Annotated in this window: 20 protein-coding genes and 1 pseudogene; 13 read left to right on the top strand and 8 right to left on the bottom strand. The window is 74.6% G+C overall.

Going from position 1 to position 22,617, the window contains the following annotated elements; all coding sequences use genetic code 11:
• Nucleotides 1-21: 21 nt before the first annotated feature.
• The 4 genes from ilvA (at nt 22) to ACJTNH_RS12745 (ending at nt 5,552) form a co-directional block, all read left to right on the top strand.
• Nucleotides 22-1,248 (top strand): threonine ammonia-lyase, encoded by a 1,227-nt coding sequence (ilvA, locus tag ACJTNH_RS12760; RefSeq protein WP_458176198.1) that lies wholly within the window; start codon nt 22-24, stop codon nt 1,246-1,248.
• 316 nt (nt 1,249-1,564) lie between these two features.
• Nucleotides 1,565-2,569 (top strand): ATP-binding cassette domain-containing protein, encoded by a 1,005-nt coding sequence (locus tag ACJTNH_RS12755; protein ID WP_458176196.1) that lies wholly within the window; start codon nt 1,565-1,567, stop codon nt 2,567-2,569.
• A complete protein-coding gene (locus ACJTNH_RS12750) occupies nt 2,566-3,375 on the top strand; it encodes an ABC transporter permease (RefSeq protein ID WP_458176194.1) in 810 nt (269 codons plus the stop codon). The genes ACJTNH_RS12755 and ACJTNH_RS12750 overlap by 4 nt, the downstream gene beginning before the upstream one ends.
• A gap of 95 nt (nt 3,376-3,470) precedes the next feature.
• Entirely contained in the window at nt 3,471-5,552 is a 2,082-nt protein-coding gene (locus ACJTNH_RS12745; protein WP_458176192.1) for a M3 family metallopeptidase, read from the top strand.
• 81 nt (nt 5,553-5,633) lie between these two features.
• On the opposite strand, the gene ACJTNH_RS12740 is transcribed toward ACJTNH_RS12745, so the two are convergent.
• Together ACJTNH_RS12740 and greA are read right to left on the bottom strand one after the other, a co-directional pair.
• Complete coding sequence (locus ACJTNH_RS12740; protein ID WP_458176190.1) at nt 5,634-5,978, bottom strand: RNHCP domain-containing protein; 345 nt, start codon at nt 5,976-5,978, stop codon at nt 5,634-5,636.
• Between the two features lie 8 nt (nt 5,979-5,986).
• On the bottom strand, nt 5,987-6,493 hold the full coding sequence (gene greA, locus ACJTNH_RS12735; RefSeq protein WP_458176188.1) for a transcription elongation factor GreA: 507 nt from the start codon (nt 6,491-6,493) through the stop codon (nt 5,987-5,989).
• Between the two features lie 282 nt (nt 6,494-6,775).
• On the opposite strand from greA, the gene mca reads away from it, so the two are divergent.
• From mca to ACJTNH_RS12720, 3 genes are read left to right on the top strand one after another with little or no spacing between them, the layout of a single operon-like run.
• On the top strand, nt 6,776-7,663 hold the full coding sequence (gene mca, locus ACJTNH_RS12730) for a mycothiol conjugate amidase Mca (protein WP_458176186.1): 888 nt from the start codon (nt 6,776-6,778) through the stop codon (nt 7,661-7,663).
• Nucleotides 7,660-7,980, top strand: a complete 321-nt coding sequence (locus ACJTNH_RS12725; protein WP_458176184.1) for a hypothetical protein — start codon at nt 7,660-7,662, stop codon at nt 7,978-7,980. The genes mca and ACJTNH_RS12725 overlap by 4 nt, the downstream gene beginning before the upstream one ends.
• A gap of 34 nt (nt 7,981-8,014) precedes the next feature.
• Nucleotides 8,015-8,530, top strand: coding sequence for a phosphate-starvation-inducible PsiE family protein (locus tag ACJTNH_RS12720; protein WP_458176182.1), 516 nt, complete (start codon nt 8,015-8,017; stop codon nt 8,528-8,530).
• Nucleotides 8,531-8,545: 15 nt separating this feature from the next.
• On the opposite strand, the pseudogene ACJTNH_RS12715 reads toward ACJTNH_RS12720, so the two are convergent.
• Both ACJTNH_RS12715 and ACJTNH_RS12710 read right to left on the bottom strand, forming a co-directional pair.
• Nucleotides 8,546-8,725: pseudogene (locus tag ACJTNH_RS12715) on the bottom strand (AMIN-like domain-containing (lipo)protein); the annotation flags it as partial.
• 94 nt (nt 8,726-8,819) lie between these two features.
• Complete coding sequence (locus ACJTNH_RS12710; RefSeq protein ID WP_458176180.1) at nt 8,820-9,737, bottom strand: transglycosylase domain-containing protein; 918 nt, start codon at nt 9,735-9,737, stop codon at nt 8,820-8,822.
• 494 nt (nt 9,738-10,231) lie between these two features.
• Here ACJTNH_RS12710 and ACJTNH_RS12705 point away from each other — a divergent pair, with 494 nt between their 5' ends.
• Nucleotides 10,232-10,732, top strand: a complete 501-nt coding sequence (locus tag ACJTNH_RS12705) for a hypothetical protein (protein WP_458176178.1) — start codon at nt 10,232-10,234, stop codon at nt 10,730-10,732.
• 23 nt (nt 10,733-10,755) lie between these two features.
• The gene (locus ACJTNH_RS12700; protein WP_458176176.1) at nt 10,756-12,006 is read left to right on the top strand and encodes a geranylgeranyl reductase family protein; all 1,251 of its coding nucleotides are present in this window, start codon (nt 10,756-10,758) and stop codon (nt 12,004-12,006) included.
• 203 nt (nt 12,007-12,209) lie between these two features.
• On the opposite strand, the gene trhA is transcribed toward ACJTNH_RS12700, so the two are convergent.
• Entirely contained in the window at nt 12,210-13,040 is an 831-nt protein-coding gene (trhA, locus tag ACJTNH_RS12695; RefSeq protein ID WP_458176174.1) for a PAQR family membrane homeostasis protein TrhA, read from the bottom strand.
• A gap of 125 nt (nt 13,041-13,165) precedes the next feature.
• Between trhA and ACJTNH_RS12690 the strand changes: the two genes are divergently transcribed.
• From ACJTNH_RS12690 to ACJTNH_RS12675, 4 genes are all read left to right on the top strand, one after another.
• Entirely contained in the window at nt 13,166-13,945 is a 780-nt protein-coding gene (locus ACJTNH_RS12690; protein WP_458176172.1) for an isoprenyl transferase, read from the top strand.
• An 89-nt stretch (nt 13,946-14,034) separates the two neighbouring features.
• Nucleotides 14,035-15,252, top strand: a complete 1,218-nt coding sequence (locus ACJTNH_RS12685; RefSeq protein WP_458176170.1) for a DUF885 domain-containing protein — start codon at nt 14,035-14,037, stop codon at nt 15,250-15,252.
• A gap of 3 nt (nt 15,253-15,255) precedes the next feature.
• Nucleotides 15,256-15,453 (top strand): hypothetical protein, encoded by a 198-nt coding sequence (locus ACJTNH_RS12680; RefSeq protein ID WP_458176169.1) that lies wholly within the window; start codon nt 15,256-15,258, stop codon nt 15,451-15,453.
• Nucleotides 15,454-15,815: 362 nt separating this feature from the next.
• Entirely contained in the window at nt 15,816-17,111 is a 1,296-nt protein-coding gene (locus ACJTNH_RS12675; protein WP_458176167.1) for a PhoH family protein, read from the top strand.
• Nucleotides 17,112-17,197: 86 nt separating this feature from the next.
• On the opposite strand, the gene ACJTNH_RS12670 is transcribed toward ACJTNH_RS12675, so the two are convergent.
• From ACJTNH_RS12670 to flhA, 3 genes are read right to left on the bottom strand one after another with little or no spacing between them, the layout of a single operon-like run.
• Complete coding sequence (locus ACJTNH_RS12670) at nt 17,198-17,452, bottom strand: hypothetical protein (protein WP_458176165.1); 255 nt, start codon at nt 17,450-17,452, stop codon at nt 17,198-17,200.
• Nucleotides 17,449-20,568, bottom strand: a complete 3,120-nt coding sequence (locus tag ACJTNH_RS12665) for a hypothetical protein (protein WP_458176163.1) — start codon at nt 20,566-20,568, stop codon at nt 17,449-17,451. Before ACJTNH_RS12665 ends, ACJTNH_RS12670 begins: the two co-directional genes overlap by 4 nt.
• Nucleotides 20,549-22,594 (bottom strand): flagellar biosynthesis protein FlhA, encoded by a 2,046-nt coding sequence (flhA, locus tag ACJTNH_RS12660; protein WP_458176161.1) that lies wholly within the window; start codon nt 22,592-22,594, stop codon nt 20,549-20,551. The genes ACJTNH_RS12665 and flhA overlap by 20 nt, the downstream gene beginning before the upstream one ends.
• Nucleotides 22,595-22,617 lie beyond the last annotated feature (23 nt).

Raw genomic sequence — 22,617 nt, 5'->3', positions numbered from 1 at the left:
CGGGCTGGGAGGATCGGTGGCGTGTCCGTCCCCGGTGCAGTCCCCATGGTCAGCGGCGCCGACGTCGAGGCGGCTGCCCGGCTGCTGGAGGGCGTCGTGCGGCGTACGCCGCTGGAGCACTCCCGCGCCCTGGCCGGGCGGGTCGGCGGACCGGTCTGGCTCAAGTGCGAGAACCTGCAGCGCACCGGCTCGTTCAAGATCCGCGGCGCGTACACCCGGATCGCCCGGCTGACCGACGAGGAGCGGGCCCGCGGTGTGGTCGCGGCCAGCGCCGGCAACCACGCGCAGGGTGTCGCGCTGGCCGCGCGCGAGCTCGGCGCGGCCGCCACCGTCTTCATGCCGGAGAGCGCTCCGCTGCCCAAGGTCGCGGCCACCCGCGGCTACGGCGCCGACGCCCGGCTCGGCGGGGCCACCCTCACCGAGGCGCTGGTGTCGGCCGTGGAGTTCGCGGCCGAGACCGGGTCGGTGTTCATCCACCCCTTCGACCACCCGGACGTGATCGCCGGTCAGGGCACGGTCGGGCTCGAGGTGCTCGAGCAGTGCCCCGACGTGGCCACCGTCGTGGTCTGCACCGGCGGCGGGGGCCTGGTCTCCGGCATCGCCGCGGCGGTGAAGGCCCGCCGCCCCGACGTCCGGGTGGTCGCCGTGCAGGCGGCCGCGGCCGCGGCGTTCCCGGCCTCGCTGGCCGCCGGCCGGCCGGTGCCGCTGACCGCGATGAGCACGATGGCCGACGGGATCGCGGTGGCCGCGCCGGGCGACCTGACCCTGGCGCACGTGGCCGGGCTGGTCGACGAGGTGGTCACCGTGACCGAGGGCGACCTCTCCCGGGCGCTGCTGTTCTGCGTGGAGCGGGCGAAGCTGGTCGTCGAGCCGGCCGGGGTCGCCGCGGTCGCCGCGCTGCTGGCCGACCCGGCCGCCTTCGCACCGCCCGTGGTGGCGGTGGTCTCCGGCGGCAACATCGACCCGGTGCTGATGATGAAGGTCGTGCAGCACGGCATGGCCGCAGCCGGGCGGTACCTGTCGCTGCGGGTGACCGCCCCCGACCGGCCCGGCTCGCTGGCCCGGCTGCTGCACGAGCTGGCCGGGCTGTCGGCCAACGTGCTCTCGGTCGAGCACGAGCGGACGACGCCGCGGCTGGACCTCGGTGAGGTCGAGATCGGCGTGCACCTGGAGACCCGCGGCCCCGACCACGCCCGTGACGTGGTGGCGGCGCTGGCCGCCGCCGGTTACGCCCCGCAGGTCGACTGAGCCCGGCCCCGCAGGTCGACTGGGCCCGGCCCGGCAGGTCGGCTGAGCCGGCCCGGCAGGTCGGCTGAGCCGGCCCGGCAGGTCGGCTGAGCCGGCCCGGCAGGTCGGCTGAGCCGGCCCGGCAGGTCGACCGGGCGTCGCCCGACGGCCTCGGCACCGATGAGTTCCCCGGCGGACGCCGGTCTGCACCCGTGAGCCGCTGGGTCCCGGCGGCCGGGAGACCACGCGTCGTCGGAGGAGTGCTCATGGAACGGACCCGCCGGGTGCCCGGGGAAGTCGTTCGGAACTGTCGGCGGTCGGGCCTAGCGTGCGCGGCATGACCGATGCCGTCGTCGTCGAGGGGCTCGTGAAGCGCTTCGGGGAGAACACCGCGCTCGGTGGGGTCGACCTCACCGTGTCCGAGGGCACCGTCCTCGGGCTGCTCGGCCCGAACGGGGCCGGCAAGACCACCGTCGTCCGGATCCTCAGCACGCTGCTGCAGCCCGACGCCGGGCGCGCCGAGGTCGCCGGGCTCGACGTCGCCACCCAGGCCGACCAGGTGCGCGCCGCGATCGGGCTGACCGGCCAGTACGCCGCGGTCGACGAGTACCTGACCGGCACGGAGAACCTGGAGATGGTCGGCCGGCTGTACCGGCTGGGCAAGAGGGAGGCCCGGTCGCGTGCCGGGCAGCTGCTCGAGCGGTTCGACCTCACCGACGCGGCCAACCGGCCGGCGAAGACCTACTCCGGCGGCATGCGCCGGCGCCTCGACATCGCCGCCTCGCTGATCGCCCGGCCGCGGGTGCTCTTCCTCGACGAGCCGACGACCGGGCTCGACCCGCGCAGCCGGCTGGGCATGTGGGAGTTCATCGCCGACCTGGTCAGCGACGGCACGACCATCCTGCTCACCACCCAGTACCTGGAGGAGGCCGACCGCCTCGCCGACCGGATGGTGGTCATCGACCGCGGCAGGGTGATCGCCCGCGGCACCGCCGACGAGCTCAAGGCCCAGGTCGGCGGTGAGCGGCTCGAGCTGACCGTGGGCACGGCCGAGCAGCTGGCCGTGGTCACCGACGCACTGCGGCCGCTGGCGCACGGTGAGCTGCACGCCGACCAGCAGACGAGGCGCCTCTCCCTGCCGGTCACCGGCGGCACCGACACGCTGGCCGAGGCGCTGCGCCGGCTGTCCGGCGTGCGCGCCGACGTGCTCGACATCGGGTTGCGCCGCCCCGACCTGGACGACGTCTTCCTCACCCTCACCGGGCGTTCGGCCGAGGACGCCGACGCCGACTCCGCCGCCGACGAGCCGGCCACCACCGTCAGTGCAGGAGCGCAGTCATGAGCACCCTGGCCGAGACCGTCTCCGACAGCGTCGTCATCACCCGGCGCAACCTGATCAAGGTCAAGCGGGTGCCCGACCTGATCGTCTTCGCCACGCTCTCGCCGATCATGTTCGTGGTGCTGTTCCGCTACGTGTTCGGCGGAGCCATCCAGGGGCTCCCCCCAGGGGTCACCTACGCGGAGTTCCTGCTGCCGGGGATCTTCGCCCAGACGGTGGTCTTCGGGTCCACCGTCACCGGGGCGAGCATCGCCGAGGACCTGCAGAAGGGCCTGATCGACCGGTTCCGGTCGCTGCCGATGTCCCGTTCGGCGGTGCTGATCGGCCGCACGGTCGCCGACCTCGGGCTGAACGTCATCTCCATCGTGGTGATGGCGCTGACCGGCCTCGTGGTCGGCTGGCGGATCAACAGCTCCATCGCCGAGGCGATCGCCGGGTTCCTGGTCCTGCTGGTGTTCGCGTTCGCCATCTCCTGGCTGATGGCGATGGTCGGGCTGCTGGTCCGCACGCCCGAGGTGGTCAACAACGCGAGCTTCATCGTGATCTTCCCGCTGACGTTCATCGCCGACACCTTCGTGCCGCTGGAGACCTTCCCGACGGTGCTGCGGCACTTCGCCGAGTGGAACCCGGTCTCGGCGGTCGTGCGAGCGGCGCGCGAGCTGTTCGGCAACATGCCGGCCGGGCTGCCGGAGCCGGACGCCTGGTCGCTGCAGAACCCGGTGCTCTACACCCTGCTGTGGGCGGTGGCGATCCTCGCGGTGTTCGTGCCGCTGTCGGTGCGGGCCTACCTGCGCACCTCCAGCCGCTGATCGAGTCGGCCGGCGGCGACTGACCGCAGCACGACCACGACCCGGCCGGTCGTCCAGGTGACGGCCGGCCGGGCCGCGGGGTGAAGATGGGGGCGATGAGCACCGCTGAACCGGCCGCGACGCCGGCACCTGAGCCCCTGTCCCCGGCCAACCCGTTCGCGGCCGCCTCGACGCTGCCCTACGAGCTGCCGCCGTTCGCCGACATCTCGCTGGAGCACTGCCGGGAGGCGCTGCTGGCCGGCATGGCCGAGCAGCGGGCGGAGGTCGCCGCGCTGCTGGCCGACCCGGCCGAGCCGACCTTCGACAACACCGTCGTCGCACTGGAGCGGTCGGGCCAGCTGCTGGGCCGGGCCGAGGCGGTGTTCTGGAACCTGGCCTCCTCGATGGCCAGCGACCGGCTGCGGGAGATCGAGCGGGAGGTGGCCCCGCTGTCGGCGGCCCACTCCGACGCCCTGCGGCTCGACCCGGCGCTGTTCGCCCGGATCGACGCCGTGCACGCCGGCCGGCACGAGGCCGGCCTGGACGCCGAGTCGCTGCGGCTCGTGGAGCGCTACCACCTGGACTTCGTGCTCGCCGGCGCCGGTCTGGACGACGCCGGCCGCGAGCAGCTCCGCGACCTCAACCAGCGGCTGTCGGAGCTGTCGACGACCTTCGGGCAGAACCTGGTCGTGGCCACCGAGGCCGCGGCCGTGCTGGTCACCGACGAGGCCGAGCTCGACGGGCTGAGCGCCGCCGAGGTGCAGGCCGCTGCCGGCGCCGCCGCCGAGCGTGGGCACGAGGGCGGGTACCTGCTCACCCTGGTGCTGCCCAGCGGTCAGCCGGCGATGGCGAAGCTGCGCAACCGCGGGCTGCGCCGTCGGCTGCACGAGGCGTCGCTGACCCGCGCGTCGGCCGGGGAGCACGACAACGGCCCGATCGCCGCGGAGATGGCCCACCTGCGCGCGGTGCGCGCCCGGCTGCTCGGCTTCGACACCCACGCCGACCTGATCGCCGCCGACCAGACCGCGCAGACCTCCGCCGCCGTCGACGAGCTGCTCGGTGCCCTCGTGCCGCCGGCGATGGCCAACGCCCGGGCCGAGGCGGCGGTGCTCGCCGAGGTGGCCGCCGCCGACGGGGTGGAGCTGGCCGCCTGGGACTGGGCGTACTACTCCGAGCGGGTGCGCGCCGAGCGCTACGCCGTCGACAGCGCGGCGCTGCGCCCGTGGTTCGAGCTCGACCGGGTGCTCGTCGACGGCGTCTTCCGCGCCGCCGAGCTGCTCTACGGCCTCACCTTCACCCCGCGCCCGGACCTGCAGGGCTACCACCCCGACGTCCGGGTGTGGGAGGTCTTCGCCGACGAGCAGCCGGTCGGGCTCTACCTGGGTGACTTCTTCGCCCGCGAGGGCAAGCGCGGTGGGGCGTGGATGAGCTCCTTCGTGCACCAGTCGGGCCTGCTCGGCACCCGGCCGGTCGTGTTCAACTGCCTCAACGTCACCCGGGCGGCGGCCGGCCAGCCGACCCTGCTGACCCTGGACGAGGTCACCACGCTGTTCCACGAGTTCGGGCACGCGCTGCACGGGCTGTCCTCGGCGGTCACCTACCCGCGCTTCTCCGGCACCAGCGTCCCGCGGGACTTCGTCGAGTTCCCCAGTCAGGTCAACGAGATGTGGGCGCTGTGGCCGGAGGTGCTGGCCCACTACGCCAGGCACGTCGAGACCGGTGAACCGCTGGCCCAGGAGACCGTCGACGCGATCGAGGCCGCTGCCCTGTGGGGCGAGGGGTTCGCCACCGTCGAGTACCTGGGCGCCACGCTGCTCGACCAGGCCTGGCACCGGATCGGGCCGGACACGCGGGTGACCGACCCGCAGGCCTTCGAGGTGAAGGCCCTCGCCGACGCCGGCGTCGCGTTCGACCTGGTGCCGCCGCGGTACCGGACGACGTACTTCCAGCACGTCTTCGCCGGGGGCTACTCGGCCGGTTACTACTCCTACATCTGGTCGGAGGTCCTCGACGCCGACACCGTGGAGTGGTTCAAGGAGAACGGCGGGCTGCGCCGGGCCAACGGCGACGTGTTCCGCGAGCGGCTGCTCTCCCGCGGGGGCTCGGTCGACCCGCTGGGCGCCTTCGCCGCCGTCCGCGGCCGCGCCGCCGACACCGGCCCGCTGCTCCGCCGCCGCGGGCTCGCTCCCGCCGCCTGACCCCGCGACGCGGAACGGCCCCACGGACAGTGTCCGTGGGGCCGTTCGGTCTCCGCCCGTCGCCGCGGTGGGCGGATCAGGTCAGAGCCAGGGGAGCTGCAGCACCAGGTCCAGGTCGTCGGGAGCCGCGCCGTCGCGCACCAGCCGGTTGGGCTGCCGGTGGCCACAGGTGGTGCACCGGTGCACCACCTGCCAGCCCTTCCCCGACTTCTCCACCAGGCCGATGGGCTCCATCAGCGCCCGGCACTCGCTCGCCCGGTCGCCGGGCAGCTCGTCGACGTGCAGCGACCACAGGCACCACGGGCAGTGGTTGCGGTAGTGCCCGTCGGTGTTGGCCGGCACGAGGGTCTCGCAGTGCCCGCAGACGAAGGTGGTGTTCTCCGCCCGCCGGCCCCGGGTGTGCCCGCCGTCCACCGCGCTGGTCATCCGGTCGATCAGGGGACGAACGGCTCGACGGCGAGGACCTTCACGGAGATGTCCTTGCCGTTGGGTGCCTGGTAGGTGACCGTCGACCCCGGCTCGGCGCCGACGATCGCCGAACCCAGCGCCGACTCGGGGGAGTAGACGGTGAGCTCGGTCGTGCCGGCGATCTCGCGGGAGCCGAGGAGGAACTTCTCGGTGTCGTCCTCGTCGCCGTCGAAGGCGATGGTGATGACCGTGCCGAGGGCCGCGTGGGTGGCCGTGGTGGGGGCGTCGCCGACCCGGGCCTTGCGCAGCAGGTCGGTCAGCTGGCGGATCCGGCCCTCCTGCTTGCCCTGCTCCTCGCGAGCAGCGTGGTAGCCGCCGTTCTCCTTGAGGTCACCCTCCTCGCGGCGGTCGTTGATCTCCTTGGCCATGGCCGGACGGTTCGCCACCAGCTGGTCGAGCTCGGCGCGCAGCCGGTCGTGGGCCTCCTGCGTCAGCCAGACGCCCTGGTCCTGCTCGTCAGTGGGGGTGGACACGTAGTGCTCCCGGTGCTCGATTGGTGACCCTCCGCTCCGAGGGCCACCGGTGGTCAATCCGAGCAACCTAACACCGCGACCTCCCCTCGTGCAGGGCTCGACGGAACTGGTCCGGCCGCCGGCCGAGGTCGGGGAGGAGTGGTGCGGCGCACACCCGGTGCTCTCCGGGGGGCGTGCCAGGACCGCGCCCCGAGTGGGACCATGGCCGGTGGGGCCGAGTGGGCCAGGCCATGCAGGCAGCACCGTCGGGCACGGGTTCGACGAGCGGAGCGAGGAGAGACCGTGACCGAACCGGACCAGCTGCGGCTGCTCGCGGTGCACGCGCACCCGGACGACGAGTCGAGCAAGGGCGCAGCGACGATGGCGAAGTACGTCGCCGAGGGCGCCCGCGTGCTGGTGGCGACCTGCACCGGGGGCGAGCGCGGCTCGGTGCTGAACCCGGCCATGGACCGCCCCGACGTCTGGGAGCGGATGGCGGAGATCCGCACCGAGGAGATGGACCGCGCCCGCGAGATCCTGGGCGTGGAGCAGGAGTTCCTCGGCTTCGTGGACTCCGGGCTGCCCGAGGGCGACCCGCTGCCGCCGCTGCCGGAGGGCTGCTTCGCGCTGGTCCCGGTCGAGGAGGCCGCAGCACCGCTGGTCGCGCTGATCCGGCGGTTCAAGCCGCAGGTGATGACCACCTACGACGAGCGTGGTGGCTACCCGCACCCCGACCACATCAAGACCCACGACATCTCCGTGCACGCGTTCGAGGCGGCCGGCGACCCGGACCGGTACCCCGAGCTCGGTGAGCCCTGGCAGGTGAGCAAGCTCTACTACCACATGGGCTTCACGCTGCCGCGGACGAAGGCGCTGCACGAGGCGATGCTGGCCACTGGCGCCGAGTCGCCCTACACGGAGTGGCTGGCGAACTGGGACCCGGCCAACGACATCTCCCACCGGGTGACCACCCGGGTGCCCTGCGCCGAGTACTTCCCGGTGCGTGACGCGGCGCTGATCGCCCACGCCACCCAGATCGACCCGACCGGCCGCTGGTTCTCCGTCCCGCTGGACCTGCAGACCCGCACCTGGCCGACCGAGGACTACGAGCTGGCCCGCTCGCTGGTCGACTCGACCACCCCGGAGGACGACCTGTTCGCCGGCATCCGGACCTCCGCGGACGTCGCGTGAACGCCGCCCTGACGCTGCTGGCCGTCGAGCAGCAGCAGCTCCCCGAGGACGTCGGCAAGGCCGGCCCGGTCGGGCTGTTCCTGATCGTGGTCCTGCTGGTCGCGGTGATCCTGCTCGGCCGGTCGATGGGCCGGCACCTGAAGCGGGTGCCGCGCAGCTTCGACCCGGCCGACCGGGTGCCCGACAGCCCCGCCGAGCTGGTCGACGAGCCGGCCCCGGGGCAGGAGCTGCTGGACACCCTGCGCCGGGCGCCGCTGGCGATCGAGCCGCCGCGCCGCAGCGCTGACCCGCAGGAGGGACGCCCGCCGGCGTCCTGACCCGTGCGAGGCCCGGGTCGGCCATGATCGCCGGATGGCGACCCAGCGGACCCGGCGCGACCCCGAGCAGCAGGACGACGAACGACCCGGTCTGGGCCGTTTCGGCACCCGTGCGCTGGAGGTCGGCGAGAACCTCGTCTACGCCGGCATCGCGCTGTTCCTGGTGGTCAGCGCCTTCCTGCTGCTCATCGTGGCAGGGAAGACCACCTGGGGGATGGTCGGGGACTTCTCCCAGACCCCGGTCCTGGAGCTGCTCGACGTCCTGCTGCTGGTCTTCATCGTCGTGGAGCTGCTGTTCGCGGTCCGCACCACGGTCGAGCGCCGCGAACTGATCGCCGAGCCGTTCCTGCTGGTCGGGATCATCGCCTCGATCAAGGAGATCGTCGTGCTCTCGGTCGAGGCGGCGAGCGCCCTGGGCAAGGGTGCGGCGTTCGACGACCGGATCACCGAGATCGCCGTCCTCGGGGTGCTCGTCGTGCTGCTCGGGGCGACGGCCTGGATGCTGCGCCGCAAGGAGCGCGAGCCCGACGAGGGCAACGTCCCGGACTGACCGACCCGCCGGCCGTCACCAGCGGTGGGCGACGTCCAGCACGACCCGCGTGCCGTCGGAGGTGCCGGGGGCGCCGTCGAGCACGAACACCCGGAACGGCAGCCGGGCACGGGTGCCGACCGCGAGGGACGTCCGCCCTTCGGAGGAACCGGCCCAGGCGACCTGCCGGAGGGTGCGCGCGCCGGTGACGTCGACGACCTCGGTCGGGCGACCTCCTCGGTCTCGTCAAGGGGGTGCCCGGGGCAGGCCGGGTGAACGTGACGATCGGGTGACGGGCGGGTCGCCGTCCTCAGGCGGTGCCCTCCGCGGCGATCAGGTCGGCGACCTCCGCCGGTCGCTCGCTGCAGTCGTCGCTGCTGTCCGGCTCGTCGGCGGCCAGCCCGGTGACGCCGAGGTCCTCGATCGGCTGGAAGCCCAGCCGATCGAGGTGGGCGGGCAGTCGCTGCTGCGCGTTGAGCACGTGCGACCGGGACAGCCAGCCGAGGCCGTCCTCGACCTGGAAGTCCAGCCCGCCGCCGGGGGCGCGGCGGACGTGCCCGGGCGAGGGCAGCAGGCCGGCGAGCTGGATGGCCTGGTCCTGGTACAGCGTGTCGGGCGGGGTGTCGAAGTAGTACCAGCTGGCGGCGCAGACGCCGTAGACCGTGGGGCCGAACTGGGCGTGGTTGACGTACAGCTCGATCATCCGCCGGTCGTCCAGGGCGATCGCCAGTTCCGCGGCGAGGCCGGCCTCGACCGCCTTGCGCCAGGCGCTCAGCTCCTGGTTGAGGAAGAGGTTCTTGGCCACCTGCTGCGGGATGGTCGAGCCCGATGGGTCGTCCTCACCGCGGAGGTGGGCCTGGGCGCGCGCGACGAGCTCGTCCCAGTCGAAGGCCCCGGAGCGGTAGGGCAGTGGGGCGTCCTCGTGCGCGACCACCGCGGCGAGGAGGTTGCGGGAGACGTGCTCGACCGGCACGAACTGCTGCACCGCGCCGTCGGGGTTGGCGGCCATGAAGGCCGTCGTCGGCGGGTCCACCCACCGCAGCGACGCCAGCACCAGCGCCTGCAGCAGGAACGCCGCCACCAGCAGCCGGCCGAGGGCGCGCAGGACGCCGCGGCGCCGGGTGCGGCACTCCCGCCGCCACGGGCGTCGTGCTGCGCGCCCGGGCTCGGCGGGTGGGTGCCGGTCGGCGCGACCGCGGGGCCGCCACGGCCACCGGCGACCGGCCACCGGCTCCTCGGCCGCCGGTGGCGGGGCCCAGCCGGCCGGGTCGTACGAAGGCCCGGGGTGGTCGGCGTGGGCGGGGGGAGTCCGGCCGTGCGGAGGGCCGGGTGGGCTGCCCGGCTGCGGGGGTGGGCCGGACCGGCGGGGGAACCGGGCGGTGGGCCGGCGGTCCGGCGGTACGTGGGCCACGCGGCGTGCCTCCCCTGGGTGGACGCGGACCGTCATCGTACGGACGGCGGTCGGCCCGGCCCGGGCACGACGACCGGCGCCGGGGTCGGGGGTGCGCCCCGGCACGGCGGCTGTCCGCCGTCCTCCTGGTGCCGTGGACGTCCGCTCTCGGCGCAACGATCGGTCGTCCCGCACATAGATTACACGATTACAGTGCTGGGCGTCCGTCTGATCGAGGAGGCCCCGTGTTCACCCACCACCACCGATTCCCGCCCGACGGCCCCTCCGGCCGAGGTCGTGCCCGCGGCCGCGCAGCCGAGGCCAGCCCACCCGTGGAGCGTGCCGAGGTCGCCGGCTGGTTCGCCGGGCGGTTGCCCGACGAGTGGTTCACCGGCCCGGTCGAGCTGGTCATCGACCGCGACGAGATCACCGTCGTCGGCACCGTTCCCGAGCCCGACGCGGGGGAGGGGGACCCGGCGGCTGCCCGGGCCGGGCGGATCGCCCGCTTCCGGGAGCAGACCCGGGGACAGCGGATGGCGATCGCCGACGCCGCACAGGAGCGCTACGGCCGCTCGGTCGCCTGGGGTGCGGCCTGCGGCGACGTCCGGGAGCTGTTCACCACGCTCTCCGTGCCGGTGATGACGCGGCTGCGGCAGCCCGAGCGCCTGGTGCTCGACACCCTGGTCGACGCCGGGGTGGCCCGGTCCCGGTCGGAGGCGCTGGTCTGGGCGGTGCGGCTGGTCGGGCAGCACACCGACGACTGGCTGGCCGAGCTGCGCGCGGCGATGGCCGGGGTGGAGGAGGTCCGCTCCCGGGGCCCGAACGTCGGCTGAGCCGCGGCGAGGACACTGGTGCGGTGACCACGAGCGTCGAGCCGACCGAGACCGACGTCCTGGTGGTCGGGGCCGGCCCTGCGGGGTCGGCCGCCGCGGCCTGGGCAGCCCGGGGCGGCGCCGACGTCGTCCTCGCCGACGCCGCCGTCTTCCCCCGCGACAAGACCTGTGGCGACGGGCTCACCCCCCGCGCGATCGCCGAGCTCGAGCACCTCGGGTTGGGCGACTGGGTGCGGTCGCACGGGCGCAACCGTGGGCTGCGGGCCGCCGGGTTCGGGCAGGAGCTGCTGCTGCCGTGGCCCGGTGGCTCGCTGCCCGACCACGGTGGTGCCGTCCCGCGCACGGAGCTGGACGCCCGGATCCGGCAGGTCGCCCTCGACGCCGGGGCCACCCCCGTCGAGGGTGCACGTGCCGTGGACGTGGAACGGGACGGCGACCGGGTGGCCGCGGTGGTGTTCCGCCGTCCCGACGACTCGACGACGACGGTGCTGTGCCGCCGGCTGGTGGTCGCCGACGGCGTCCGGTCATCGCTGGGGCGGGTGCTGGGCCGGGAGTGGCACAAGGACACCGCCTACGGCGTGGCCGCGCGGGGCTACGTGCGCTCCGGCCGCAGCGACGACGAGTGGATCTCCTCGCACCTGGAGCTCCGGGGCGCCGACGGTGACCTGCTGTCGGGCTACGGCTGGGTCTTCCCGCTGGGTGCCGCGGCCGGCGAGGTCAACATCGGGGTCGGGACGCTGGCCACCGAGCGCCGTCCGGCCGACGTCCGGCTGCGCAGCCTGCTGGAGCTCTACACCGACCAGCGGCGGGAGGAGTGGCAGATCGAGGGCGCCGTCCGGGCACCGGCGAGCGCGTTGCTGCCGATGGGCGGGGCGGTGTCGGGGGTCGCGGGCCGCAACTGGGCTCTGGTCGGCGACGCCGCCGGCTGCGTGAACCCGTTGAACGGCGAGGGCATCGACTACGGCCTGGAGACCGGCCGCAGCGTGGTGGAGCTGTTCGCCGACGACGACTGGTCGCAGGCCTGGCCGGCCATGCTGCGCCGGCACTACGGCGAGGCGTTCTCCATCGCCCGCCGGCTGGCCGGCCTGCTCACCGTGCCCCGCCTGCTCCCCGCCGCCGGCCCGGTCGGCATGCGCTCCCGCGCCCTGATGACCGTCGCCCTCCGCGTCATGGGCAACCTGGTCACCGACGCCGACCGTGACGTCACAGCCCGCGCCTGGCGCCTGGCCGGCCGAGCCTCCCTCAAGCTCGACCACCGCACACCCTTCAGCTGAGCCGCACCGGCCGCAGGCCGTCCGCCCGAGCGGGGGCCCGCAGGGCCCCCCGAGGGCGGACTCGACCGCCACCCGACATGAACGGACCGCGGCCGTAGGCCGCAGTGGGATGCCGGCGCGGGGCCGGAGGCTCCCGCCGTCAGCCCACGAAACGGCTCAACGCCCCCGGGGCACGGCACCTGGCCGCGGTGTGATCCGGAGGATCACGATGTGAACGGCGAGTTGTACAGCGCGAAGTACACCCCGATGTAGTGGCAGGTGGCGGCCACGATGGTCATCGCGTGGAACACCTCGTGGTAGCCGAAGGTGCCGGGCCACGGGTTGGGGCGCTTGCTGGCGTAGGCGATGGCGCCGACGCTGTAGAGCACCCCGCCGGCGGCCATGAGCACCAGCACGGTGACCCCGACCAGTTGCAGGATGTCGACCAGCACGAACACCGCGGCCCAGCCGAGCGCCAGGTAGATCGGCACGCCGAGCCAACGCGGCGCGGTGGGCCAGACCATCTTCAGGGCGACGCCGAGGGCGGCGCCCAGCCAGACCGTGCCCAGCAGCCACCAGCCGGTCGGCTCCGGCACGGCCAGCAGGGCGAACGGCGTGTAGGTGCCGGCGATGAAGACGAAGATCATCGAGTGGTCGGCGCGCTTCATCAGCTTCCAGCCGCGCGGTGACCACCGGCGGCGGTGGTAGGCCGCGCTGATCCCGAACAGGCCGAGGATGGTCAGGCAGTAGACGGTGACCGACCAGCCGGCCCGCGGGCTCTCGACGAAGGCCAGCGGGATGAGCACGGCGGCGGCCGCGATCGAGCCGAAGAAGGCGAACAGGTGCAGCCAGCCGCGCATCCGCGGCCGGGTGTCGGGGTGGGTGAAGTCGGAGTCGCCGTAGTCGGCGACGGTCCAGCGCCCGTCGCGTTCCACCGCCTGGACGCGCTCGCCCTCGGCGTGGACGGTGTCGATCCCCGGGCCGGCCGGCGCCTCCAGTTCGGCGCCGTCGGCGGTGATCCGGACGTGGTCCTCGCGGTCTGAGGAGACGCTCATGGACCGAGGTTACGGAGGCGTAGGTACCGCCGTCACCCGGAACGGGCTGTGAGGTTGCCGCCGGGCGCGTGACGCGGTCGGCACCGCAGCCAGCCGGTCAGCCGCTCGGCACCTAGGGTGACGGCGTGGGGGTGCGCGCACGGGTCCGGGACGCACTGACCGTCGTCTACGAGCGCCGGCTGGCCCGGGGCCTGGTGGGCGCCGACACCCCGCGCCACGTGGGCGTGATCATCGACGGCAACCGGCGCTGGGCGAAGGCGATCGGCCTGGAGGACGTCAGCGAGGGGCACCGGCGCGGAGCCGACAAGATCGCCGACCTGCTGTCCTGGTGCGACGAGGCCGGGGTGGAGGTGGTCACGCTCTTCCTGCTGTCCACCGACAACCTGACCCGGCCCGAGCCGGAGCTGACCCCGCTGCTGCGGATCATCGAGGGCGTGGCCTGTGACCTGGCCGGCCCGGACCGTCGCTGGCACCTGCGGGCGGTGGGCGCGCTGGAGCTACTGCCCGAGGAGACGGTCGCCGTGCTGACCCGCGCCGAGCGCGACACCCGGGACCGTCCCGGCGCGACGGTGAACCTGGCGGTCGGTTACGGCGGGCGGCGGGAGATCGCCGACGCCGTGCGGTCGCTGCTGGCCGAGCACGCCGAGCGGGGGACGACGCTGCCCGAGTTGATCGAGGTGCTGGACGTCGAGCACATCGCCGAGCACCTGTACACCCGCGGGCAGCCCGATCCCGACCTGGTGATCCGCACCAGCGGCGAGCAGCGGCTGTCGGGGTTCCTGACCTGGCAGACGGCGCACTCGGAGTTCTACTTCACCGACGTGTACTGGCCGGAGTTCCGCCGGGTCGACTTCCTGCGGGCGCTGCGTGCCTACGCCGCCCGGCACCGCCGCTTCGGCAGCTGACCGCCGACCGGGGGGCCAGCGGGACGGCGGCCAAGTCGGCGGACATGGCCGCTGGGGGGCGCCGGGACGGCGGCTGGGAGACTGCGGGCATGGCAGCCGGCGCGGTCGACGTCCCCCTGGAGTACGTGCGGCTGGGGCTGCGCTTCGACCGGCTGGAGCCCGGTTTCGTCGATGCCTACACCGGTGACCCGCGGCTGCGGGCCCAGGTCGCCGACGAGCCCGCGCCCAGCCCGCAGCAGCTGCGTGACCAGGCGCGGGGCCTGCTGGCCGAGCTCGACTCCGCCGCGCTGCCGGACGATCGGACGGCGTACCTGCGCGGGCAGCTGACCGGCCTGGAGTGCAGCGCCCGCAAGCTGGGCGGGGAGCCGGTCGGGTTCATCGCCGAGGTGGAGGCCTACTTCCAGGTCTCGGTCACCCTGGGCGACCCGGCCGAGTACGCCGCCGCGCACGCGGAGCTGGAGCGGCTGCTGCCCGGCAGCGGCACGCTGTCCGAGCGCTACGCGGTGCACCGGCGGCGGGAGGAGTGCCCGCCGCAGCGGCTCGAGGCGGCGGTGCACGCGCTGTCCTCGGCGCTGCGCGACCGGGTGCGCGGGCAGTACGGCCTGCCGGAGGTCGAGACGGTGCGCTACGAGGTGGTCACCGACAAGCCGTGGTCGGGGTTCAACTACTACGAGGGCGACTACCGGTCGCGGGTGGCGATCAACGCCGACCTGCCGCACCGGCTCGGTCAGCTACCGCACCTGGTGGCGCACGAGTCCTACCCGGGGCACCACACCGAGCACTGCCGCAAGGAGCGCGGCCTGGTCGAGCGCGACCAGCACCTGGAGCACACCGTCTTCCTGGTGAACACCCCGGAGTGCCTGATGGCCGAGGGGCTGGCCGACCTCGGCGTGGAGGCGTCCATCGGCGCCGGGTGGGGGCCGTGGGCCGCCGACGTCCTCGGTGACCTCGGGCTGCGCTTCGACGGGCACCTGGCCGAGCGGATCGCCGCGGCCGCGGCACCGCTGAACCGGGTGCGCCAGGACGCCGCGATCCTGCTGCACGACCGCGGTGCCGATCCCGACGTGGTGATCGCCCACCTGCAGCGCTGGGGGCTGGTCAGCCACGACCGGGCGGTGCAGCAGCTGCGCTTCCTCACCGACCCGCTGTGGCGGGCCTACATCTCCACCTACGTCGAGGGCTTCGACCTGCTGTCGGCGTGGCTCGCCGCCCGGCCGGCCGGGCAGCCGGTGGCCGACCGCTTCCTCCGCCTGCTCGACGAGCCGCTGACCCCGGCGGTGGTCACCGCCGAGCTCGCCGGCGCCTGAGCCGTGCCGGACGACGGGACGCCGGGGGAGCGGCGGCTGCTGGGCCTGTGGACGGCGGGCTGGCTGGCGGCGCTGCTGCTGGTCGGGCTGCTGTGGCTGGGTGACCTGTCGCTGCAGTGGCCCGTGCTCCTCGTGCCGGTCGTCTGGGCGCTGGCCGCGGTCCGCCGCCACCCGGACGACCGGTCGTCTGCCCGGAGCTGATCCCGCGACCCGTTCCCCGCCGACCCGTTGCCCGGCGACCCGTTGCCCGGCGACCCGTTGCCCGGCGATTGGGCCCCGGCGGCCGCTGGGAACCGGGCGCGCGACGTTTCCGGCAGGAGTCCAGCGGACGAACGGAGTCCCACACGTCACCCGTTGGCGTGTCAGGAGAGTGCTCCTGTCGGTGGGAGGGCCTAGCGTCCGGGGTGGAGGACGAGCTCACCTCGCCCTCCACGGGAGGCCCGGTTGGTGCGACGGAGATCGTTCACCAAGGGGGCCGTGTCCCGGCCCCAGCGCCGGGGCCCGGCCACCTTCGAGCCGGGGTGCGCCCTGCCAGCAGGGTGTCGCCCCTTGGGAGCCGACTCGTGAGCACTCGCCGCACCTACGTCCTCGACACCTCCGTGCTCCTCTCCGACCCGGGCGCGCTGCTGCGCTTCGACGAGCACGACGTGGTCGTCCCGCTCGTCGTCATCGGCGAGCTCGAGGACAAGCGCGACCACCCGGAACTGGGCTGGTTCGCCCGGCAGACCCTGCGCAAGCTCGACGACCTGCGGGTCGAGCACGGCCGGCTGGACGCCCCGGTGCCGGTCGGCGACCAGGGCGGCACGCTGCACGTCGAGCTGAACCACAGCGACCCGTCGGTGCTCCCGGCCGGCTTCCGCAACGACAGCAACGACAGCCGGATCATGGTGGTCGCGCTGAACCTGCGCTCGGAGGGGCGCGACGTCTGCCTGGTCACCAAGGACGTGCCGCTGCGGGTGAAGGCGGCGGCGATCGGCCTGGCGACCGAGGAGTACCGGGGCCTGGGCGTGGTCGACGCCGGCTGGACCGGGATGACCGAGCTGTCGCTGGAGGACGAGGAGATCCGCGAGCTCTACGAGAGCGGCACGGCGTTCCTGCCCTCGGCCGCCGAGCTGCCCACGCACACCGGGCTGGTGCTGCTGTCCTCCCGAGGGTCGGCGCTGGGCCGGGTGACGCCGGACAAGCAGGTGCGGCTGGTCCGCGGCGACCGGGACGCCTTCGGCCTGCACGGCCGCTCCGCCGAGCAGCGCATCGCCCTGGACCTGCTGCTCGACCCCGAGATCGGCATCGTCTCGATGGGCGGCCGGGCCGGCACCGGCAAGTCGGCGCTGGCACTGTGCGCCGGGCTGGAGTCGGTGATGGAGCGCCGCGCGCACAAGAAGGTCGTGATCTTCCGGCCGCTGTACGCCGTCGGCGGTCAGGAGCTCGGCTACCTGCCCGGCAGCGAGGGCGAGAAGATGGCGCCCTGGGCGCAGGCGGTCTTCGACACCCTCGGCGCCCTGGTCTCCTCCGACGTGCTGGAGGAGGTCATCGCCCGCGGGCTCATCGAGGTGCTGCCACTGACCCACATCCGCGGGCGCTCGCTGCACGACTCGTTCGTCATCGTCGACGAGGCGCAGTCGTTGGAGCGGGGCGTCCTGCTCACCGTGCTCTCGCGGCTGGGCACCAACTCCCGCGTCGTCCTGACCCACGACGTCGCGCAGCGCGACAACCTGCGGGTGGGCCGGCACGACGGGGTGACCGCGGTGATCGAGGCGCTCAAGGGCCACCCGCTGTTCGCCCACGTCACGCTCACCCGCTCCGAGCGCTCCCCGATCGCGGCGCTGGTCACCGAGATGCTGGAGGACCTGCCCCTCTGAGCCGCTGCGCGGGGCGCACGCACCGGGACGACCAGGGCCCCGCCGTCCGGCTGGACGGCGGGGCCCTGTCGGTCCGGCGTGGTCGGTCAGGAGCTGCTGGTCTGGCCCGCGGGCTCCGCCGGGTCCGTCGTCGCCGCGGCGGTCGCCGCGGTCTTCTGCGGCTTCGGGGGCGTGCTCGCCCAGCGGATCAGCGCGACCGCCGCCCAGCCGGCGGCCAGGCACCACGGCAGCCGGGTGACGACCTCGTCGACGGTGAGGTCACCGCGCAGTGCCAGCAGGAGCAGCGGCACCGCCAGCACGAAGGCGGTCAGCACGACGTCCCGGCGGAACGGACTGGTCACGCGTCCATCTCCTCCAGGCGCTCACAGAGCAGCGACGCCCAGCGGTGCGCGGTGGCCCGGGCGCCGTCGACCAGCGCGACGGGCACCGACACGTGACCGAGCACGGCGGCCGGGTCGGCGGTGGCATCGGTGTCCTGCACGACGACCGCGTCCAGCCGGGGGAGCGCGTCCAGCCACGGGACCAGGTCCTCGGGCTTGCGGGTGGAGTCCATGACCGCCCACACGGCCGCCGGCGTCCAGACCGAGAGCATGTGCTCCAGCCACGGCCCACCGGCGGTCCGCAGGGGTGCGTCGACGGCGACGATCGTGGTCGTGCCGCGCGAGCCGCTGGCGCGGCGACGCTCGATCGCGGTCTCCAGCGAGGTGATCCGGCTGCTCTCCGGGGCCATCCCGGCCAGTGCGCCGGAGGCGGCCCACTGCACGTCCTCGGGCTCCAGCCGGAGCGAGAACGCCAGCGACCGGGCGGCGGCCAGGGTCTCGGCACCGGGGCCGACGACCATGAGCACCTCGCCGCTCCCGGCGGGCACCTCCGGCGCCGCCGGCAGACGCTCGGCCAGCGTCCGGGTCAGGGCTGCGTAGACCCCCCGGGTGGCGGCGTCCACGGCGAAGTCGGCGTCCAGCAGGGAGTGCGGGAGACCCAGGGTGAGCAGCTGGCCGACGAGCTCCTCGGGACCGGGCACCGTGTAGGGCGCGAGCTCGGTGGACGGCGCCGGGACCAGCCGGGTGACCGTGGCCAGCCGGGTGCCGGTCTCGGCGCCGGACGGCAGCGCACTGGGCGTGGGGGCAGCGGCCACCGGCAGCGGGGCGACCCGCGGGCGGCCGGTCACCGAGGGACGGCTGGCCGGCACCGGCGGGCGCGACCGCCGGACCGGCGGCACACCCGGGCGCGAGGCCAGCAGCGGCGGCAGGCCGTTCGAGGTGCCGAACCGCTGCGGCGGCATCAGCGACAGCGGCGGCAGGATGGTCGTGGCGTCCATCGGCAGCGGCGCGGGGTCGCTGGCGGTGCGGGCCAGGGCGGGCGCCACCGGCATGGGCAGCACGAAGCGCTCGGAGGGTGCCTCCACCGGGCGGGGGGCCACCCGCCGGACCTCCTCGGCGGGAGCCTCGTCCACGACGACGGCGTCCACCACGAGGTCCTGTGCGGCAGCGACCTGCGCCGCGCGCTGGGCCACCCGCGCGTCGTCGCCCAGGGCGTCGATGCGGTGGGCGCCGGTGTCGTACGCGCTCGGCTGCGCCCCGGTGGCCGCGTAGGCCCAGGGGCGGGGGACGTCGCGGACCTGGGGGGCGACGGAGGGGATGGTGGGTGCCGCGGGCCCGGCGGCAGCTGCACCGACGACCGCACCGGCGTCCACCGCGGCGACGACGTCCTGGTCGTCCTGCGCGGCGACCTCGGGGAAGCGGTGCCGGCCACGCCCGGTGCCGTTGGCCGCCAGCACCTCCTCCAGCAGCTCGGCGAGCTCCTCGTCGGCGGACCGGACCGACTCGACCATCGACAGCGCGGGCACCTCGTCGCCCGGCACCTCGTCGCCCGGCTGCGCGGCGACCGCCGCGGCGGCTGCCGCTTCGGCGGTGATCCGCTCGGCCTCGGCGGTGATCCGCTGGGCCTCCCGGCGCTCGGCCTCGGCGCGCGCCGCCGCGACCCGGGCGGCCTCGGCGGCCGCGGCCTCGGCGGCGAGCCGCTCGGCGGCTGCAGCGATGCGCTCAGCCTCCAGCCGCTCGGCCTCCAGCCGCTCAGCCTCCAGCCGCTCAGCCTGGATCCGCGCAGCCTCGGCGGCGACGCGCGCAGCCTCGGCGGCAGCGGCCTCGGCGGCGATGCGCTCGGCCTCGATCCGGGCGGCCTCGGCGGCGATGCGCTCGGCCTCGATCCGGGCGGCCTCGGCGGCGATGCGCTCGGCCTCGATCCGGGCGGCCTCGGCGGCGACCCGCTCGGCCTCAAGGCGCTTGGCCTCACGGCGCTCGGCCTCAAGGCGCTCAGCCTCGATGCGGGCGGCCTCGATGCGGGCGGCCTCGGCGGCAGCGGCCTCGGCGGCGATGCGCTCGGCCTCGATCCGGGCGGCCTCGGCGGCGATGCGCTCGGCCTCAAGGCGCTCGGCCTCAAGGCGCTCAGCCTCGATGCGCTCAGCCTCGATGCGGGCGGCCTCGGCAGCAGCGGCCTCGGCGGCGATGCGCTCGGCCTCGATCCGGGCGGCTTCCGCGGCAGCGGCGGCCTCGGCGGCGGCCTGGATCCGGGCGGCCTGCGTGCGCGCCGCCTCCGCGGCGGCGGCGTCGATCCGCGCCGCGGCGAGCCGGGCGGCGTCGGCAGCGGCGGCCTCCACCGCAGCAGCCTGGGCGGCAGCGACGTCCGCGGCGGCCGCCTCGGCAGCAGCGGCGGCGGCGGCAGCGTCCTCGGCCGCGGCGTCGGCGGCGGCCTGGACCGGGCTGGAGCTGACCATGCGGGTGAGCGCAGCGGCGAACGGCGACGGGGTGGCCGGTTCGTCGACGGCCGGCTCGTCCGCGGTGGTGCGGGTGGCGCGCAGCTCCTCCGCCGACAGCATCAGCGTGTGCCGGGCCGGGGTGAACGGCTTGGCCGCGGCGGTCCGCTGACCGGCCGGGGCGGCCGCCACCCGCGAGGCCGGACGTGGGGTCCGGGGGGCGGCGGCGATCCGCGCGGCCGCGGCGGCGGCGGAGTGGGTGGGCATCGAGTCGCGGCCCACGGCGCCCGAGCGCGCCGGCGCAGCGGCCGAGCGCGCGGGGGCCGAGCCGCGCCCGGGCGCCTCGTCGTCGGCGCGGAGGGACCGGCCGGGCACGGCCCGGCTGTACGTCTCCACGTCCGGGGTCTGCTGGCCGGCGGCGCCGAGCAGGTCGGCGAGCTCCTGCATGCGGTCGTCGAGCGACAGGGCGGCGGGCGCGGCAGCCGCGGCGCCCTCCAGCACGGCACCGCCGGTGCTGCCGGCCGGGCTCGCGCCGCCGGCCGGCACCTCGACCTCGGCGATGAACCGCTCGTTGGTGAAGAACCCGAACATCCCACCCGACCGGATGCGGCGGACCCCGACGACCCGGGCGGTCGGGCCGAACTGCTCGCGTGCGGCGGCGATGGCCTCGTCACGCGTGGCGGCCTCAACGGATTGCGACGGCACCGCTCACCACTCCCAGGGACTCGATCTGTGCCGTACGGGACACCTCGTTGTAGGAGATGACCGGCAGGCGGGGCAGGACCTGGCGGACCAGGCGGGACAGGGCGGCTCGCACCTGGGGCGAGCAGACGAGCACGGGGGAGAGGTTCAGCCGCTCGGCGTCCTCGAGGATGTCGGTGCAGCCACGGACCAGGAGGTCGACGGTGTGCCCGTCGAGGGCCAGCACCTGGCCGCCCTCGGTCTGCCGGACGGACTCCAGCAGCCGCTGCTCGAACGAGGGCTCGAGGGTGATGACGTGCAGGCGCTCGTCCTCGGTGACGTGCGGGTGGCTGATCGCGGCACCGAGGGCGGCACGGGCGGCCTCCACCAGGCCGTCGAGGTCGGTGGAGACCTTGGCGCGCAGCGAGAGGGCCTCGAAGATGCGCACCAGGTCGCGGATCGAGACGCCCTCGTCCAGCAGGGCCTGCAGCACCTGCTGCACCTGGCCGAGGCTGAGCAGGGTCGGGGTGAGCTCCTCGACCACGGCCGGGTGCGAGCGCCGGACCATCTCGACCAGCACCTTGACGTCCTCCCGGCCCAGCAGGGCGGAGGCGTTCTGCCGGACGACCTCGGCCAGGTGCGTGGTGATCACCGAGGAGCGGTCGACCACGGTCGCGCCGGCCATCTCGGCCTGCCGCTGCAGCTCGGCGGGCACCCACTTGGCGGCCAGGCCGAACACCGGCTCGCGGGTGGCCTTGCCCGGCAGCCCGTCGAGGTGGTCGCCGATCGCCAGCACGGTCCCGGCCGGCGAGGTGCCCCTGGCGGCGGGGACGCCGTTGAGCCAGATGACGTACTGGGATGCCGGCAGGTCGAGGTTGTCGCGGGTGCGGACCAGCGGGATGACCAGTCCGGTCTCCATGGCGACCTTGCGGCGCAGGGCCTTCACCCGGTCCAGCAGGTCACCGCCGCGGGCGGTGTCGACCAGCTCGACCAGGTCGAAGGCGACCTCGAGCTCCAGCGGGTCGACCCGCATGCGGTCGGCGATCGCCTCCGGGGAGTCCGGCTGCGGCTCGGCGGCGGCGAGCTGCGCGGCGGGGCTGTCGTCGTCGTCCTCCTCGACCCGGTCGGTGAGCTTGGTGGAGAGGAACAGGAAGACGCCGCCCATCACCAGGAACGGCAGCTTGGGCAGGCCGGGGATCAGGCAGAGCGCCAGCGCGGCGATGCCGGCGATCCGCACCGGCTGCTTGTTGCGGGACAGCTGGCTGATCAGGTCCGAGCCCATGTCGCCCTGAGAGGCGGAGCGGGTCACGATGAGGCCGGTGGCGGTGGAGATCAGCAGCGCCGGGATCTGCGAGACCAGGCCGTCGCCGACCGACAGCAGCGAGTAGGTGGAGACCGCCTCGCCCGGGGCCATGCCGCGCTGCATGACCCCGATCGCCATGCCACCGATCAGGTTGATCAGCGTGACGATGATCGCGGCGATGGCGTCGCCCTTGACGAACTTGCTGGCGCCGTCCATCGAGCCGTAGAAGTCGGCCTCGGCAGTGACCTCGCTGCGCCGCTTGCGGGCCTGCTTCTCGTTGATCAGGCCGGCGTTCAGGTCGGCGTCGATCGCCATCTGCTTGCCCGGCATGGCGTCGAGGGTGAAGCGGGCGCCGACCTCGGCGACGCGGCCGGCACCGTTGGTGATGACGACGAACTGGATGATCGTGAGGATCACGAAGATCACCAGGCCGACGATCAGCGAACCGCCGATGACGAAGTGCCCGAAGGCCTCGATGACCTTGCCCGCGTAGCCGTCGGTGAGCACCAGCCGGGTCGAGGAGACGTTGAGCGCGAGCCGCATCAGGGTCGCGATGAGCACCAGCGACGGGAAGATGGCGAAGTCCAGCGGCCGCTTGATGTTCATCGCCACCAGCAGGATGAGCAGCGAGCCGACGATGTTGAGGGCCAGCAGCAGGTCCAGCACGGGCGCCGGCAGCGGCACGACGAGCATCAGGACGATCGAGACGACCCCGATGGGGACGGCGGCCTTCGTCAGCTTTCCCACGGGCCCTCGTTCCTGTGCGGTCG

The sequence above is a fragment of the Modestobacter lacusdianchii genome (assembly GCF_054177765.1).
Note: the sequence above shows the minus strand (reverse complement) of the source record. Positions and strands in the feature narration are given on the sequence as shown.